The organism is Sphingobium sp. JAI105 (assembly GCF_015752145.1).
GTDB classification, from domain to species: domain Bacteria; phylum Pseudomonadota; class Alphaproteobacteria; order Sphingomonadales; family Sphingomonadaceae; genus Sphingobium; species Sphingobium xenophagum.
In genome coordinates, this window is record NZ_JADOUC010000003.1 from 72,386 (window position 1) to 87,899 (window position 15,514).

Here is a 15,514-nt window from a genome sequence, read left to right on the forward strand (position 1 = left end):
CGCACCTCCTCGTGAGAGGTGGTCAATCGAGCAGTTTGCAATGAGCTGCGTTATCCCCAGAACTGGGGAGATCAGCGCCGGAGAATGTCGGTGAAGCTGATGGCTCCGTCGAACAGCGCCCGAATGGCGAGCATCGTTCGCTTTGTCACTCCGTAACGGTCGCGGGCGTCTTTCAAATGCTGGGTTACCGTTTCAACCCCGACACCAAGGATCCTGGCGATCTCCCAATCGGTCTTTCCCCGCGCGACAAGCGCCACGCATTCTGTCTGCCGATCGGTGAGTTGCGGGGCAGGCGGGATGGGCGCGATGCCCGATCGGGCTATCTTGCGGGCGGCCTCAAATGCAAAACTGCCCACGAGCTGGACCAGCGGCAATTGCGCATCCTCCAGTTCCTCCCCGGTGCGCATGGCAAAAGAGCAGGATCCGTTCGCCTCGCCTGGGATATGGGCGGGGATTGTAAATCCGTCGCCGAGGCCGGCTGTGCGAGCGGCAGCGAGTACGGCGTGATCGCGCGGGTTCAAGGTGATCAGCGTTGCTACCTTCGACCAGGCGAAGCCTACGGTCGTGGTGTGGCTGGCGCGATGTATCGGGTCGGCCGCATACAGCCGACCCTCTTCGAACGCGTCGACCCAATCTCGAGGATAGCTGACGAGGCGAACGATGGTGCTGCCAGGGGTCAGTAAATCGACGTGATGCACCAGCGCAAAATATCGAAAGCCCATCGCTGCCGTGATTTCTTCAACAGCCTGCATGAGAGCATGAGGGGTGGTAGCGGCACGAGCCACGGTGCAGAATGCCTGCACTTCGGCAAGGGTGATCATGAACCGCCGATCTGCTTGTGCTACACGAGAGCCTCAATATTGAGATGGCCATCGCGAACGGCGCGAAGCACGAGCTGCGTTCGACGGCGGACGCCATAACGTCGGCGCGCGCCTTCGACATATTCGTGGACCGTGTCGCGGCTCAGCCCCAGAATCTGGCCAATTTCCCAGTCGCTTTTTCCTTGTGCCACGAGATCGAGGCAGTCGATCTGGCGAGGACTGAGCGCTATCGGTACGTTGGCCAGCTCGGGACCCAGGAGGGTACGAGCCCGGTCGAAGGCAACCGTGCCAACCAAACGGGCCGAAAGAAGGTCCGGGCTTGAAATCATCTCGTCGCCTTGACGCGCCACCGTGAATATCGCGTCGGGCTCGTCGCGCATCCTGATCGGCATGGTGAACCCAGCTGCCAGTCCGTGCGCGCGACCCCGCTCCAGGATTGATAGCTGGCGCGCATTGGGCGCGATGAAGTCCCCGATCTGATCCCAGGTGAGCCCGGAGACAGTCTTGGCACAGGCGGCGTGGACCGGATCCTCCATATAGAGGCGTGCATCCATCACCTCCTCGATCCAGCGCACCGGATAGGTGGTTATCAGGAGAGCTTTGCGGGTGGTCCGTTTCAGATCGACGTTATGCACCAATGCGAACCAGCGGAACCCGAACTGACGCACGATCGCATCGAGCTTGGATTTGAGTTGTTCTAGGGTCGTCGCCTGCCGGCATTCTGCTTCGAACGCAGTGATGTCACCCAAGCGACCGGCATCTTTCAAACTTCCCATAATGAGAACGGTTCGCATTTCGATTACGGCGTCGTCTAGCCACCACTCGGCGAAGCCATTGAAAAACAAGACCGGCTGCCTCTAACGTCCGACTCCCCCTAAGAAATGCACAGGTCGTCTTTAGTTGGCGTCGCCTGGCATGATGGTGAAAGGGCGCGCGTGACACTTTACCCTCGGGCAAAGTGTCACAGCCGACAAAATGATGAAATCTGCTGCAAAGGGGGATTCACTTCACCCCCTATATGTGCTTGATTCAATCCCGTTATGTTGCACGCTCCGATCATTGGCGACGGCCGCCCGCAACTCGATATGCCCTGCTTGCTGGAGATGCTTGCGCGGTCCTCGTCTCGACCGCGCTACGCTTTCATGGTGCTCAACCTGATTGCACAGGTTTCCCGATCCGACGGCAGCGCGGGGCCGTTGGTGGCCAAGGACGGCGGCCTCATTCCCCTGCGTGACTGGCTTTGTGATGCGCTTACCCCGATGGGGCAGCGTGACCCCAGGCGCGTTGCCTTGGAAGAGCGGATACGCAGCGATCTGGCAATGTCAGGCGCATTGCCCGCCAACGTCGATCAGGCCACGGCAATCATCGACGACGCCATACGTGAGCAAGTGCGAGCGTCGGGAAAAACGAATGTAAGCCGGGCGGTATCCGAACTTGTGCGGGCTGGCTTGCTCAAGCGGCACTATCAGGGCTATTGTGTCGATCATCATAATCGCGGTGCGCAGCGCCAAGCCGTCTATATTTTATCAGGGTGCGCGCGCGGTCTGATCGGCGGTCGCCAGGAGCAGCCGAGAGCGGTGCCAAGGCAGACGGAACTGGCGTTCTAATCGCCCCGGAGTTGGCCAAATTTAACATAACCATTATTATCGGTCTAAATATTTTGGTCTTTGTAAGACCGTGGCCAACCGCGTGACACAGCAACATGCCTTGCAAATTAGGGAGCCCTTTGGGAGCATCATCACTGCCGTCAGCCGCCGGTTCGCCGCTGACAATCCAAGCGTAGTAGCAACTCGGCGCTATGCCGCTTGCTTCGCTGAATCGCGGTAGGCAAGCAGCCGCAGCGCATTGAACACGACGAGCAGCGTCGAGCCTTCATGCATCGCCACCGCCGGGCCGATGCCCAGGCCGAGGATCGTCGCGGGCACGAGGAACGCGACGACGCCGAGGCTGACGAACACATTCTGCCGGATGATGCCGCGGGTGTGGCGGCTCAGCCCCACGGCGAACGGCAGATGCGCGAGATCGTCAGCCATCAGCGCGACATCGGCCGTTTCCAGCGCCACGTCCGAGCCTGCAGCACCCATCGCGATGCCAACGGTCGCCGACGCCATCGCCGGCGCATCGTTGACGCCATCGCCGACCATCGCAACCTTGTCTTCGCCGGCGAGCTTCTTGATCGAGGCCACCTTGTCCTCCGGCATCAGGTCGCCCCATGCCTCGTCGAGACCGACATCCTTGGCGATGGCGTCGGCCACCTTCTGGTGGTCGCCCGAGATCATAATCATCCGGGTGATGCCCATCTCGCGCAGCCGCTTGAGCGCAACCTTGGCTGCTTCGCGCGGCGTATCCATCAGCCCGATCGCGCCGACGTCCTTGTCGCCCTTGCGCACCACCATCGTCGTGCGCCCGCCCTCGCGCAGGGTGGCGATGGCGTCGGTCGCGGCCGCGTTCAGCGTCGGGATACCCTCCTTGCCGAACATCTCGGCTTTGCCGATCCATACCGTCTCGCCGTCGACGGTCGCGGTGACGCCGCGTCCGGTCAGACTCTTGAGGTCGGTCGCGGTCGGCAGCTCGCGGTCACCCAAGCGCTCGCGTCCATCCTTCACGATCGCCTGCGCCAGCGGGTGATCGCTCAATCCCTCGACCGCGATAGCGAGCGCCAACAAATCCTCTTCGCTCGCGCCATCGACGGGCACGACATCGGTGATGCGCGGACGGCCCTCTGTCAGCGTCCCCGTCTTGTCGAACGCGATCGCCTTCAGCGAGCCAAGGTTTTCGAGCGGCGCGCCTCCCTTCACCAGTACGCCGCCGCGTGCGGCCCGCGCGACGCCGGACAGCACCGCGCTGGGGGTAGCGATCGCCAGCGCGCAGGGGCTGGCCGCAACCAGCACCGCCATCGCGCGATAGAAGCTGTCGCGGAACGGCTCGTCGACGACGACCCACGCGAACAGTAAGATGAACGACAAGGCCAACACCGTCGGCACGAAGACACGCTCAAACCGATCGGTGAAGCGCTGCGTCGGCGACTTCTGCGTCTCCGCTTCGCTCACCATCTTCACGACCTTGGCGAGCGCGCTTTCGTTGGAACGCCGCGTCACCTCGATCTCGATCGCGGCGCCACCGTTGATAGTGCCGGCGAACACCCGCGACGTTGTCTCGACCGCATCGGGCTTCGCGCGCGCCGCCTCAACATCGGCGACCGGTTCCTTGTCGACCGGAATACTCTCGCCGGTGACGGGGGCCTGGTTGATCGCGCTTGACCCCTTGATGACAAAGCCATCGGCGGGCAGGCGTTCGTTCGGGCGCACGATCACGACATCGCCGACCACCAGCTGTTCGACCGGAATTTCCGTCGTCTGACCGTCGCGGCGCACCGTCGCCTTGTCGGGCGCGAGTTCGGCCAACGCCTCGATCGCCCGCTTTGCGCGCCCCATCGCATAATGCTCGAGCGCATGGCCGAGGCTGAACAGGAAAAGCAGCAGCGCGCCTTCCGCCCAGGCACCGAGCGCCGCGGCGCCGGCGGCCGCGACGAGCATCAGCGTATCGATCTCGAATTTCTTGAGCTTTAGATTGTCGATCGCCTCGCGCAGCGTGAAGAAGCCGCCGAACACATAGGCGCCGACATAGAAGGCGGTCGGCAGCCAGTCGGGGGCACCCGCAACCAGCTTCTCGATCGCGAAGCCGATCGCCAGCAGCGCGCCGCAGGCGAGCGCGAAGATCAGCTCGGTATTGGGGCCGAGGAAATTGGCGTGGGCGTGATCGTGGCCATCGCCCGGTCCGTGCTTTTCTGCGCCATCGGCATGACCGCCAGGCCCGTGATCGTGCCCGGCATGGTCGCCCGCGCCGTGATCGTGTCCAGCAAGATCGCCGGCATGATCCGAGCCAGTCCGCTTGCCCGGCTTGACCTTGAGCTTGCCCAGCGCCGCGACGATCGTCGCCTCGTCGACACGCTCCTTGTCATATTCGACCCGCACGCTGCCCGAGGCGCTGGCGTCCGCCTGCAGCACGCCGGGCACTTGGCACAGGGTCTCGCCGACGGTGCGGGCGCGGCGCTCGTGCCCGATCCCCTCGACCTGCCATGTCGCATGGCCGTATCGCCCGCTGATATCGGCGCCCGCCGCCCGCACCATCTCGCGCACACGCGGCAGCGGCAGCGCCGCCCCGTCGAAATGGATGCACAGCTTCGCCGGCGTCTCTCCATCGGCAGGCAGGACATGCGCGCGCTCGACGCCGGGCTTGGCGCTGAGCGTCGACACGAGACGCCCGACACAGGCATCGGCCGCATCGGGAACCTCCGGCAGCAGGACGGGGATATCGAGTTCGAGCTTTTCGGTCATCACGCCGTCTCCGCGTTGGTCTTGGTTTCTGCCCGCGCATCACGCAGGATTTCGATGCCGCCCTTGATCGCGATAAGAGCGGTAGCCAGGCCCACCAGCAGATCGGGCCAATTCGTCCCCAGCCAAAGCACCAGCGCGCCCGCGATCAGGATGCCGCCATTGGAGATGAAGTCGTTGAAACTGAACGTGGTTGCGGCACGCAGGTTCACATCGGGCTGCTTGAGCTTCTGGAGCAGGCGCAGGCAGACATAGTTCACGACGCCGGCGATGGCCGACATCACCATCATCGTCGGGCCGATCGGATCGCTGCCCTGGACATAGCGGCGGCCGACGTCGATCAGGATGCCGACGGCGAAGATCAGCAGCATGACGCCCGACACGGTTGCGGCCCGCGTCTTCCACGTCGGCCCGTGGCTGAGCGCAATAAGGCTCAGCGCATAGACCGCGGTGTCCGACAGGTTGTCGACGCCGTTGGCGATGAGCGCGCTGGAATCGCCGATCAGGCCCGTCACGAAGAAGCCGGCGGCGATCGCCGCGTTAAGCAGAAACACGATCCAGAGTGTGCGCCGCTCGGCCGAGACCTTTGTGTCCGGTGTAGCCGTCATGCCATGATTTCCTCGATCAGCAGGAGGATGAGGAAGCCGACGAAGAACATCGCGCTGATAAGCGGCGAGTCCGGCTTCTCGTGCGCCTCGACCAGCAGCTCTTCGGTGACGAGATAAAGCAGCGCCATCAGGCCGAAGCTCAGGAAGCCGGTGATCCATATCGGCGACAGCAGCGCTACCGGCTGCGCGACCAGCGCGCCGATCGGCACCAGCACTGCCAGCGCGCAGGTCAGTCCGATCGCCTTTGCCTTGCGATACCGCCCCGCCAGATCGTTGGTGAGGGTCAAGGCCAGGAACAACACTTCGAGGGTCAGCGCGACGGCCAGCAGCGTTCCTGCCTTCTCGCCGGCGATGAAGGCAAGGCCGAGGACCAGGCCGTCTATCGCCAGATCGAGCCCGATCGCGGCGAGAAGTGCCACCGGCCCTTCACAACGGCTTTCCGCCGCCTTGAGCCCGAGCATTACGGCGACGCCCAGCGCCCCACCGATCAGCGTCGCGGTCGGAGAACCGCCGTGCATCACCAGCGGCAGGATCTCCGTCGCAGCAGCGGCGAACACCACGCCGGCCGCGAGATGCTGCATGGCCGCCACCAGCTTCTCGCCGGGGGTGCGCCATCCGGCGATCAGCGCGCCGATCATGATCGCGATCATCGGGATCAGGGAGAATTTGAGCGCCGCCATCGTCAGCGCCCTTCTCTGCCGGGTGGGTTGGTCACAAGCTCGTATCCTTCCTGCACAAGACGGGGGGCTTGTCCCCTTCCTCGATCTTGAGTTCGTTGCCCGAAAACATCGCGCTCATCGTGTCGCCGACATATTGAAGCCCGGCCGCAGGCGCGGTCAGGACAACCGGCGCAGCGTTCCCGTCGCGGCGCAGCTCGAGCGTCAGGCCCTCATTCTTGAAGTCGACGAGGAGCGGGCGATCGTCGTCGCACCGATAGGGGTGGCGACCGGGGATGCCGCTGGCATCCCCGCTGTCCCCGGCGTGGATTTCCTGTTCGGTGGGTTTCGCCTTGCGAGGCTGTTCCGAACAGCCCGACGATGCCAGCACAAGGGCTATGCCGGCGAACCCAAACCGAACCGGCGTCATAGTCGCTCCCGGGAAGAGCCGGTTCATCCAAGCCATTGGGCAGCTCCCACGACACTGGCGATCATGACCATGACGCCGACCAGGATCAGTCTTTCAGGGCGCGGATCTGCCACGTTGCGTATGCGCGCCGCGACCTGCCAGGCAGGCCGCACCCGGACGCGCCAGGACCCCGCCGCGATCCGGTCCAGCTCGGCATCCGAAAGCTGGAAAAACGCTTTCACGTCGCCCCGAGAGCGTCGCGCAAGACCCGTCACGCGAAACACCGGATCGGCCCAGGCCAGATCGACGGCACTTGGACTCGCCGCCATCGGCGCGATGTCTTCCCCCGCTGCCCATGACGGACACAGCAGCGCGACAAGCTGGTGCGGATCGCGTTCGAGCAAAGAAGCCCAGCGCTCCAAACGCGAGCGACGGTCGTCGCTTGGAGGCGGCGATACCGGCCCGAATTGCCCGCCACTCTTGGGCACCCGCCGCGTCGCGCGAGTTTCGGAGGGACGATTGTGCCTCATTGTCGATCAGCCGGCTCGGCGTGATCCTGGGAGGCGCGCTTCAACGGATGAGAGAAGTGCAACGTCAGGAAGGTGGTCAGGCTGAGGATCACCGCGATGTCGTAAAGACCATAGCCGACCGCGGCGCCCAGCGCTCCGGTCGCCCAAAGGCTCGCAGCGGTTGCGGTCCCGGATGCTTTGCCGGCGTGCTTCAATATGGCGCCGCCGCCGATGAAGCCGACGCCGGTAATCAATCCTTCGAGCAGGCGCGCTTGGGCAGGCGATGTGCGTCCGAGAATGGCGATACCGACCAGCACGAAACCGCAACTGGCGATGGCGACCAGCGGAAAGGTCCGGATGCCGGCGCTGCGTTCATCCTTCTCCCGGTTCCAGCCAACCGGAAGTGCCAACGCATAGGCCAGCGCGAGACTGACGATATGGGAAAGCGACTCCCCCCATGACGAGATCGTCATCATGCGGCCGAACCTTCGGCCCGGCCGCTCGCTACCCCGTCCGGTGCATCCTGATAGGCCAGCACCCTGTTGCAGGCCAAGGCAGGCGCGCCGGGGCGCTTGAGCGTGATCCGGTCGCCGCCTGAGATCGACACGTTGAGGTTCCGGCCGGCATAGGTCCGCCCGCTTGCCGGCGCTGTCACCCGTTCCGGAGCGGCGTTCGGTCGGGTCTTTATGTCGAGGGTCAGGCCATCGCCGAGGAAGTCGACATCGAGGCGCGACCCATCAGGACAGGCGTAGAAATGCTCGCCGATGAAGTTGGGCAGCTCGCGATCACGCGACGCTTCGGCCTCGCTCTTGTTGGTGGCTGGCGAGCAGCCAAGCAGGCCCGGCGCCAGAGCAAGCCCGGTCGCGAGGATGATCCCCCGAACCGGGCCGCTCCGCAGGCGCCGAGCCGCTATTTCCCCGTCTTTCCACGATCTATCGCCATGGGCGCTACAGGGGGCACGCCCATGGCGCGGGCCGTTCTCACACGGACACCCGAAGGACTCGTTGTGCGGCGGCCGATCCATAGCAGTCAGTCGAACAATTCGCTGAGAAAGCCCTTGCGGCGGCCCTTATGACCCCGCTCGTACCCGTGCTTTCCGCCATGATCGCCCTGGCCGCGATCGTCGGATATTCCGAGACGAACGCCGCTCAACGGCCGCGCGCTGTCATCGCCGGCGCTGCGCTCGATGATCTTGTCGAGTTCGCCGCGATCGAGCCAGACTCCACGGCATTGCGGGCAATAGTCGATCTCGATTCCCTGCCGCTCGCTCATGACGAGATCGACGCGGCACGTTGGGCACAGCAGCCCCTGGGAAGCACGACTATCTACCATGATGGGTTCCTTTCTTGGGAATGTTGGGGCGTCAGTCATTCGCCGCGCCGCGAGGAGGCGGTGGTTTGATGGGGCGGCGATGTTGCCGCGTAGATCGCCCTGGCAACCGGGATTGCCGGCGCAGGAGATTGAGAAACGCCGCGTCCTGTTGTCGCATGGTCCGCCGCAGACCCTTGCGCATCATGCGGCCGAACAGGCCGCCGATGATGCCTCGACATTCGACCGAATGGTGAATGCAGACGCCGTTCGCGATCGGTTCGATCTCGTAGCGTTCGTCGAAGGTGAGGAAGCCCTTTACGCCCATCTGCCACCCGATGAGCTGGGGCTTGGTCAGGCGGTTGATGACCATTTGCGTCGTCATCTTCCGGTCGCCTTTGAACAGCAGCCAGGTGACGTCCATTTCGGCACCGCGTTCGGCATCGCCCGCGATGCGATAGATGGGGTGCCATCGTGCGTAGCCCCTCAGATCGGAGATCAGTGACCAGACCCGCAGCGCTGACATATTGAAATCGAAAGTGGTCTCTTCCTTCATGGTTGCCTGTCCTGTCCGGCCAAGGCGCGGTGAAAGCGGAGGCCGCGCAAAGGTGGCCCCCTCCCCGATTGGACGGGGGATTGATGGGAGTTGGTGAGGCGCAGAGGGCTTGCATGGCGCAAGCCCTCTCCCTTGCCGGGCCGCGGGTCATCGTCTTAGGCTTCCAGCGTCTTGCTGGCCTTGCCACCGATGACCTCGACCGCCTCAAGCGTCATTAGCCCGATGTCGGGGATATCGCTCAGTGCAGACACGAACGCGCGCAAAGCGTCCTCGAAATCGACGATTTCGATCACCACCGCGCGGTCGCTCTCAAGCACATGGCGTCGATGGACGTGCGCGGACGCCCCGAACCCGATCAGCGCTTCCAGCACCGTCAGGCCCGCCATCTTTCGATCACGCGCCAGCGAGGCGACATATTCGAAGACTTTGCGATCGCCGATGTAAGCCGCTTCATCCGTGTAGATCCGCAGCAGTTTCCGGGCTGGTTCTCCCATCATGCTTCTCCTTTCAGGGGGGCGGGTCCTTCGCTATGCGGCGTGGTCGCCTCTTGCTCATTTTGCCGATCGTTCCGTCCCAAGATCACTTTCGCGATCGCCGGCAGCACCAGCAGTGTAAGGATGGTGGCGGCGACGAGACCGCCGATCACGGTAACGGCGAGCGGCTTCTGCACCTCGGCGCCGGTGCCATGGGCGAGCGCCATCGGCACGAAGCCGATCGCGGGGACGAACCCCGTCATGATGACGGCCCGCATCTTCTCGGCCATGCCGTGACGGATCGCTTCCACCACGGGCATCCCGGATTCGCTGCTCTCCCGGATCGCGGACATGACCACGAGTCCGTTCAGGACCGCCACGCCGGCAAGACAGATGAACCCGACCGCTGCCGACACCGAAAAGTTGATGCCGGTCAGCAGCAACGTGAACACACCGCCCGCCAGCCCCAGCGGCACCGCCAAAAACACTGACGCTGCTCTGCCGAACCCGCCGAGCGCCATGTATAGCAACCCGAATATGACCAGGAAGCACAGCGGCACAACGATCGACAGGCGCTTCGATGCCGCGGCCAAGTTCTCGAACTGACCGCCCCATTCGAGGTAGTAACCGGCAGGCAACTTGACCTGTGCGATCTTCGCTTGCGCTTCCTGGACGAATGAACCCGCATCGCGGCCACCGAGATTGACCTGGACGACCACACGACGCTTGCCGTTTTCCCGGCTGATCTGATTCAGGCCTTCCGTCAGCCGGATTTGCGCCACTTGCGCAAGCGGCACCTGGGCACGCGGCCGTCCCTCGACTTGTGGCAGCAGCACCGGCAGCGTCCGGATGTCGTCAAGGTTTGCGCGCGTCGCTTCAGGTACGCGCACGGTGACATCGAACCGCCGATCGCCCTCGTACACGAGCCCCGACTCACGGCCGCCGAGCCCTGCCGCAACCGTGTCCGCAACGTCGCGCACTGTAAGACCTAGCCGCGCTATGGCGGCGCGGTCGAGCCTTACATCCAGCGCTGGCGCACCACCAACCTGCTCGGCCTTGACGCTGGCCGCACCGGGTATGGTCTGAAGCACCCGCACCATTTCGTTGGCGGTCAGCGCCATCTTGTCGAGATCGTCACCGTAGAGCTTGATCGCGACATCGCCGCGGACACCGGCGATCAATTCGTTGAAGCGAAGCTGGATAGGCTGGCTGACCTCGTAAAGATTCCCGAGCAGCCCTCCGGTCGCTTTCTCAATCTTCGCGACCACGTCAGCTTTGCTTGTGCCGGCGGCCCACTCTTCCTTTTCCTTCAGAATCACAAAGCCGTCGGATACGTTCGGCGGCATTGGGTCGCTGGCCACTTCCGCTGTGCCGGTCTTGGAAAACATCAAGGCGACTTCCGGAACCTTTATCACCGCCTCCTCGACCTTGCGTTCCATCGCCAGCGACTGATCGAGGCTGACCGAGGGCACGCGCGTTGATGCGAAGGCGAGATTTTTCTCGTCGAGCTGGGGAATAAACTCGGAGCCCAGCAGGCCAAATGCGGGAATTGCCGCCAGGAAAAAGGCAAGCCCGCCGAGGATGAACGGCCACGGGCGCGCGATCGCTTTGTCCAGCAACGGCAGGTAGCGGTCCTTGGACTTCCGGATCAGCCAAACGTCCTTTTCCGCGACTTTGCCACGTATCATGATCGCCACCAGCGCCGGCACCAGCGTAATCGCCAGGACGAATGCCGCCACCAGAGCGAGCATGATCGTAATCGCCATCGGCGAGAACGTCTTGCCTTCGGTGCCGGTGAAGGTGAGCAGTGGCGCGAAGGCGAGCAGGATGATCGCCTGACCGAAGACGGTCGGCTTAATCATCTCCTGCGCGGCCCGCATCGTCTCCTCCAGCCGCTCTCGAACCGAAAGCAGCCGACCCTCATGTTCCTGCCGGTGCGCGAGGCGGGCGAGGCAGTTTTCGATGATGATGACGGCACCGTCGACGATCAGACCGAAGTCGAGTGCCCCCAGGCTCATCAGGTTGCCAGGCACGCTGAACGCATTCATCCCCATCGCCATCATCAGAAACGAGAACGGAATCACTAGCGTCGCGATCACCGCCGCGCGCCAGTTGCCGAGCAGCAGAAACAACGATGCTGCAACGAGGATTGCGCCTTCCGTCAGGTTGCGCTGAACCGTCGCCACCGTGGCCCCGACCAACGCGGCGCGGTTCAGCACCACCTTCACCTCGATACCCGGTGGCAGCGTCTTTGCTACCTGGTCGAGCTTGGCAGTCGCCGATTCAGCCACGACGCGGCTGTTCTGGCCGATCAACATCAGCACAGTGCCGATGACCGCCTCCCGGCCGTTCATGCTTCCGGCACCCGTCCGCAAATCGCCACCAACGCGAACGTTCGCGATCTGGCCGATGGTAATTGGCGTTCCGCCTCGCGTCGCCGCGACAGCATTGCGGATTTCATCAACAGTCCGCACGCGTGAGTCGACGCGCACGAGATAGGCTTCGCCCCCGCGATTATAGTAATTCGCGCCGACCGCGAGATTGGCGTTTTCGAGAGCCTGGCCAAGCTCGCTGTACGAGACACCGAAACTGGCGAGCTTCGTCGGATCCGGCTCGACCACGAAGGTCTTGGCATAACCGCCAATCGAATCGACCCCGGCAATGCCTTTAACCGATCGAAGTTGAGGGCCGATAATCCAATCCTGAACGGTGCGCAGGTAGCTTGCTTTGGCCACTGCATCAGTTAGCCGCTCGCCCTCGGGTGTCAGATAGCTGCCATCAGGCTGCCAGCCGGGTTGGCCGGCGACTTTTTTTGCGCCCTTGCCGTCCGGGTTGGCATAGCCAACCGTGTACATGACAATCTCGCCAAGTCCGGTCGACACCGGTCCGACCTGCGGCTGCACGCCGTCCGGCAGGTTTTCTGTCGCCTGGCGCAGCCGTTCACCGACCTGCTGACGCGCGAAATAGAGGTCGGTATCGTCGGTGAAGATCGCACTCACCTGGCTGAAGCCGTTTCGCGAGATCGAGCGCGTCGTCTCGAGTCCGGGAATGCCGGCGAGCGCGATTTCAACCGGGTAGGTTACGAGTTTCTCGATCTCGACCGGCGAGAGCCGCGGGTCGACCGTGTTGATCTGAACCTGCTTCGTGGTGATGTCGGGCACCGCGTCAATCGGCAGCTTGGAGAGCTGCCACACGCCGAGCCCGGCGATGACGAGGAACAAGGCAAGGACCGTCCAGCGGGCGCGGACGGAGAGCGCCATAAGGTTGGCTATCATGGTCTATTCTTCCTCGCCCGCGCCCTTGCCGAGTTCGGCCTTGAGCAGAAATGCGTTCTTGGTCGCGACTTGGGCGCCGCCAACGAGGCCCTTCAAGATCTCGACGCGACCATTGCTGCGCTGACCGATCGTGACGGTCTGCGCGCGGAAGCCCTTCGCGGTCCGCACGAACACGATGTCGCGCCCTTCGAGCGTCTGCACCGCATCCTCCGGCACCACGATCGCGTTGGACGTGCTGCCACGGCTCGGCAGCAGCCTCACCCGCACCGCGAGGCCGGGCTGAAGACTGCCCGACACGTCGAGAACGGCGGTCGCCGAGCGCGTGTCGTTGGCGAGTCCCGGCGTGACGGCGCGTACTCGCGCCTCCGCCGTTCGCCCGTCGGGCAGCTCGATGATAGCCCGATCGCCTGGAGTGAGCCGCTGTGCGTCCGTAGGACCGACCGCCGCCTCGATCTGAATCTTCGACGCATCAGCGACGCGCATCAGCTCGGTTTCAGGCTGGACGAACGCGCCTAGACTGACATTCTCCGAGGTGACACGGCCTGAAATCGGGCTCGAGACCGCCACACCGCGACCATCCGAGGTCACGCGCGCCGCGCCTGCCGCGACACTCGCGCGGCGCGCTTCGGCCGCGGCCGAAGCGGCTTCCGCCTCCGCCTGTTCCAGCTCGACTCGTGCCGAGACCTTCTGGCGGTATAGGTACTGCTCTCGGGCGAGCGCCTTTTGCGCCAAGGTCGATTTGGCAGCGGCAGCAGTGCGATCGGCGGCAAACTGTGCCGCGTCCCGGCTCTCGACGATAGCCAACGTCTCACCGGCGCGCACCGGATCACCGAGGCGCTTCATCAGCCGCGTCACCGCGCCGGCTGCGCGGGCGGTCACGATCGCCTCGCCTTGCAGCGATGCGCTGACCATCGCCTGCGCGACGATTTCCGCGCCGAGCCCGCCGGGATTGATTGTCTCTGTGGCGATGCCGGCCTGCTGGACCGCCTGCTCGGTCATCGCCACCGTGTCGGGGGTCTTTTCCTCTTCTGCCGGGGCAGCGGCGTTGCTGCTTGCCGCTTCGGTCGCGGCAGGTTCGCTCGCGGTCCAGCGTGCGATCCCGAAGCCGCCAAGTGCGGCAACGATCGCGACAGCCGCCGCACCGCCCAGGAGGCGCTTATCGTTCATCATCGATCTTCTCCGGAAATCATGGGGGCCGGCGTCGTGAGCCGGTCAAGCCGAGCCTGCGCGTCGTGGTACGCGGCGAGCGCATCGACGTAGGTCTGGCGGGTCTGTGAGAGCGTGCGCTCGGCATCGAGGAGCGCGATCTGGTCGAACTTGCCCTGCGTCCAGCCGATCCGCGCGATGCGGGCGGCTTCCTGTGCCGCCGCCAGCCCCGGTCCACCTGCCGCCCGCGCGGTCGCAGCGGCGTTCGCCACTTCGGTTTGCGCGCTGGCGATTTGCTGGCGGGTATCGATCACAGCAAGGTTGCGCAGCGCGATCGCCTGCGTCTGCTCCGATCGCGACTGCGCCACGAACGCGCTGCCGTTGTTGAACACTGGGATCGGGAAAGAGATACCCACCATCGCGGCGGTGTCGTTGCTCGCCTCCAATCGGCGGGCGAAGGTGCTGACGGTCAGGTCGGGCACGCGCAGCGACCTCGCGACGCGCACTTGAGCATCGGCGGTACGCACGTCGGCCTCCGCCGCCGCCAGGGCCAACGTCCCTTCGACCTCGATCGGCCGTGGCGGTCCGTAGCCATCGATCCTCTCGAACCACGCGCGATCGAGCGGCCCCGTCACCGGTGCCGACAACAATGTCTCAAGGTTGGCCCGCGCCGCCTGTGCCTGGCGGGCGGCGCTGTCGGCCGCGACCTGCGCATTGATGCGAAGCACGTCGGCACGCTGTTGTTCGATCGGGCCGACGTCGCCAGCCTTCACACGCTCGCTTGAGACCCGAAAAGCATTGTTGGCAATCCCGGCCTGTTCGCTCAGCACTTCGGCGCGGCGCTCCGCGGCGGCGGCCTCGATATAGAGCTGCGTAATCCGCAGCCGGAGATCCGCTCGCGCGATTTCAGCCTGAACTTGAGCACGGGTGAGCCGCGCCGTTGCGAGCGCGACACGCGCCGGCCGCTTGCCGCCCAACTCCAGCGGGAGCGCCACACCCACTGTCGTTTCGGAACTTCGCAGGCCTTTATAAACGCCAGTGCCGGCCACGTTCTCGACCTGAGCCTGAAACTCGGGGTTGGGGCGTAGCCCGGCAACGCGCCGGGCTGCGGTCGCGGCATCGACGCCGGCCGTAGCCGCCGCGACCGATGGCAGGGGCGCAGGACCGTTACCCCCCGCCCCCGATGCCAAACCGTTGCTGACGACGGCCGATGGGACTGATGGCATACCGCCCGCAGCCAGAGCGTTCTCGAGCGAGAACGCATCTGCCGCTTGTGATGAAGAGGGCGTCGCTGGAATGCCGAGCGACGGTGCTGTCTGCGCCCCGGCCGTACTGGCCAAGGTCGCCGCGACCATGAAGGCCGCGATTGTACGATACATAGATGATGACTCCTGACGAACCAAGTTCGCCCCGCGCAGC

16 protein-coding genes are annotated in these 15,514 nt (G+C 64.3%); 1 reads left to right on the top strand and 15 read right to left on the bottom strand.

Going from position 1 to position 15,514, the window contains the following annotated elements; all coding sequences use genetic code 11:
• Positions 1–71: 71 nt before the first annotated feature.
• Both IWY39_RS23460 and IWY39_RS23465 read right to left on the bottom strand, forming a co-directional pair.
• Positions 72–821: a LuxR family transcriptional regulator gene (locus tag IWY39_RS23460; protein WP_031290504.1), complete on the bottom strand. Its 750-nt coding sequence runs from the start codon at positions 819–821 to the stop codon at positions 72–74.
• A gap of 20 nt (positions 822–841) precedes the next feature.
• Positions 842–1,597, bottom strand: a complete 756-nt coding sequence (locus tag IWY39_RS23465) for a helix-turn-helix transcriptional regulator (RefSeq protein WP_031290502.1) — start codon at positions 1,595–1,597, stop codon at positions 842–844.
• A gap of 264 nt (positions 1,598–1,861) precedes the next feature.
• Here IWY39_RS23465 and IWY39_RS23470 point away from each other — a divergent pair, with 264 nt between their 5' ends.
• Entirely contained in the window at positions 1,862–2,428 is a 567-nt protein-coding gene (locus IWY39_RS23470) for a hypothetical protein (RefSeq protein ID WP_021243524.1), read from the top strand.
• A 189-nt stretch (positions 2,429–2,617) separates the two neighbouring features.
• Here the strand turns inward: IWY39_RS23470 and IWY39_RS23475 are convergent, their stop codons facing one another.
• The 13 genes from IWY39_RS23475 to IWY39_RS23535 all read right to left on the bottom strand — a co-directional run bounded on the left by IWY39_RS23475 (position 2,618) and on the right by IWY39_RS23535 (position 15,474).
• Positions 2,618–5,158, bottom strand: coding sequence for a heavy metal translocating P-type ATPase (locus IWY39_RS23475; RefSeq protein ID WP_196871743.1), 2,541 nt, complete (start codon positions 5,156–5,158; stop codon positions 2,618–2,620).
• On the bottom strand, positions 5,158–5,763 hold the full coding sequence (locus tag IWY39_RS23480; protein WP_021243415.1) for a cation transporter: 606 nt from the start codon (positions 5,761–5,763) through the stop codon (positions 5,158–5,160). Before IWY39_RS23480 ends, IWY39_RS23475 begins: the two co-directional genes overlap by 1 nt.
• Entirely contained in the window at positions 5,760–6,443 is a 684-nt protein-coding gene (locus tag IWY39_RS23485; RefSeq protein ID WP_021243416.1) for a ZIP family metal transporter, read from the bottom strand. Before IWY39_RS23485 ends, IWY39_RS23480 begins: the two co-directional genes overlap by 4 nt.
• Positions 6,444–6,474: 31 nt before the next feature.
• Positions 6,475–6,849, bottom strand: coding sequence for a hypothetical protein (locus IWY39_RS23490; RefSeq protein ID WP_021243417.1), 375 nt, complete (start codon positions 6,847–6,849; stop codon positions 6,475–6,477).
• A 23-nt stretch (positions 6,850–6,872) separates the two neighbouring features.
• Positions 6,873–7,232, bottom strand: a complete 360-nt coding sequence (locus tag IWY39_RS23495) for a hypothetical protein (RefSeq protein WP_231377892.1) — start codon at positions 7,230–7,232, stop codon at positions 6,873–6,875.
• A 122-nt stretch (positions 7,233–7,354) separates the two neighbouring features.
• Positions 7,355–7,810, bottom strand: a complete 456-nt coding sequence (locus IWY39_RS23500) for an MgtC/SapB family protein (protein WP_031290463.1) — start codon at positions 7,808–7,810, stop codon at positions 7,355–7,357.
• A complete protein-coding gene (locus IWY39_RS23505; protein WP_021243420.1) occupies positions 7,810–8,361 on the bottom strand; it encodes a hypothetical protein in 552 nt (183 codons plus the stop codon). Before IWY39_RS23505 ends, IWY39_RS23500 begins: the two co-directional genes overlap by 1 nt.
• A 5-nt stretch (positions 8,362–8,366) precedes the next feature.
• A complete protein-coding gene (locus tag IWY39_RS23510; protein WP_031290465.1) occupies positions 8,367–8,609 on the bottom strand; it encodes a TFIIB-type zinc ribbon-containing protein in 243 nt (80 codons plus the stop codon).
• A 91-nt stretch (positions 8,610–8,700) separates the two neighbouring features.
• The gene (locus IWY39_RS23515) at positions 8,701–9,201 is read right to left on the bottom strand and encodes an SRPBCC family protein (protein ID WP_021243422.1); all 501 of its coding nucleotides are present in this window, start codon (positions 9,199–9,201) and stop codon (positions 8,701–8,703) included.
• Between the two features lie 155 nt (positions 9,202–9,356).
• The gene (locus IWY39_RS23520) at positions 9,357–9,695 is read right to left on the bottom strand and encodes a DUF190 domain-containing protein (RefSeq protein WP_021243423.1); all 339 of its coding nucleotides are present in this window, start codon (positions 9,693–9,695) and stop codon (positions 9,357–9,359) included.
• Positions 9,695–12,949: an efflux RND transporter permease subunit gene (locus IWY39_RS23525; RefSeq protein ID WP_021243424.1), complete on the bottom strand. Its 3,255-nt coding sequence runs from the start codon at positions 12,947–12,949 to the stop codon at positions 9,695–9,697. The genes IWY39_RS23520 and IWY39_RS23525 overlap by 1 nt, the downstream gene beginning before the upstream one ends.
• A gap of 3 nt (positions 12,950–12,952) precedes the next feature.
• The gene (locus tag IWY39_RS23530) at positions 12,953–14,116 is read right to left on the bottom strand and encodes an efflux RND transporter periplasmic adaptor subunit (RefSeq protein ID WP_021243425.1); all 1,164 of its coding nucleotides are present in this window, start codon (positions 14,114–14,116) and stop codon (positions 12,953–12,955) included.
• Positions 14,116–15,474, bottom strand: a complete 1,359-nt coding sequence (locus IWY39_RS23535; RefSeq protein ID WP_031290466.1) for a TolC family protein — start codon at positions 15,472–15,474, stop codon at positions 14,116–14,118. The genes IWY39_RS23530 and IWY39_RS23535 overlap by 1 nt, the downstream gene beginning before the upstream one ends.
• Positions 15,475–15,514 lie beyond the last annotated feature (40 nt).

Bases quoted from the DNA above. Each gene is read 5' to 3' on its own strand.
- IWY39_RS23505 (WP_021243420.1), bottom strand. From the start codon at position 8,361: ATGGATCGGCCGCCGCACAACGAGTCCTTCGGGTGTCCGTGTGAGAAC.
- IWY39_RS23475 (WP_196871743.1), bottom strand. From the start codon at position 5,158: ATGACCGAAAAGCTCGAACTCGATATCCCCGTCCTGCTGCCGGAGGTT.
- IWY39_RS23465 (WP_031290502.1), bottom strand. From the start codon at position 1,597: ATGGGAAGTTTGAAAGATGCCGGTCGCTTGGGTGACATCACTGCGTTC.
- IWY39_RS23485 (WP_021243416.1), bottom strand. From the start codon at position 6,443: ATGGCGGCGCTCAAATTCTCCCTGATCCCGATGATCGCGATCATGATC.
- IWY39_RS23535 (WP_031290466.1), bottom strand. From the start codon at position 15,474: ATGTATCGTACAATCGCGGCCTTCATGGTCGCGGCGACCTTGGCCAGT.
- IWY39_RS23520 (WP_021243423.1), bottom strand. From the start codon at position 9,695: ATGGGAGAACCAGCCCGGAAACTGCTGCGGATCTACACGGATGAAGCG.
- IWY39_RS23460 (WP_031290504.1), bottom strand. From the start codon at position 821: ATGATCACCCTTGCCGAAGTGCAGGCATTCTGCACCGTGGCTCGTGCC.
- IWY39_RS23480 (WP_021243415.1), bottom strand. From the start codon at position 5,763: ATGACGGCTACACCGGACACAAAGGTCTCGGCCGAGCGGCGCACACTC.
- IWY39_RS23515 (WP_021243422.1), bottom strand. From the start codon at position 9,201: ATGAAGGAAGAGACCACTTTCGATTTCAATATGTCAGCGCTGCGGGTC.
- IWY39_RS23525 (WP_021243424.1), bottom strand. From the start codon at position 12,949: ATGATAGCCAACCTTATGGCGCTCTCCGTCCGCGCCCGCTGGACGGTC.
- IWY39_RS23500 (WP_031290463.1), bottom strand. From the start codon at position 7,810: ATGACGATCTCGTCATGGGGGGAGTCGCTTTCCCATATCGTCAGTCTC.
- IWY39_RS23530 (WP_021243425.1), bottom strand. From the start codon at position 14,116: ATGAACGATAAGCGCCTCCTGGGCGGTGCGGCGGCTGTCGCGATCGTT.
- IWY39_RS23470 (WP_021243524.1), top strand. From the start codon at position 1,862: ATGTTGCACGCTCCGATCATTGGCGACGGCCGCCCGCAACTCGATATG.
- IWY39_RS23510 (WP_031290465.1), bottom strand. From the start codon at position 8,609: ATGAGCGAGCGGCAGGGAATCGAGATCGACTATTGCCCGCAATGCCGT.
- IWY39_RS23490 (WP_021243417.1), bottom strand. From the start codon at position 6,849: ATGACGCCGGTTCGGTTTGGGTTCGCCGGCATAGCCCTTGTGCTGGCA.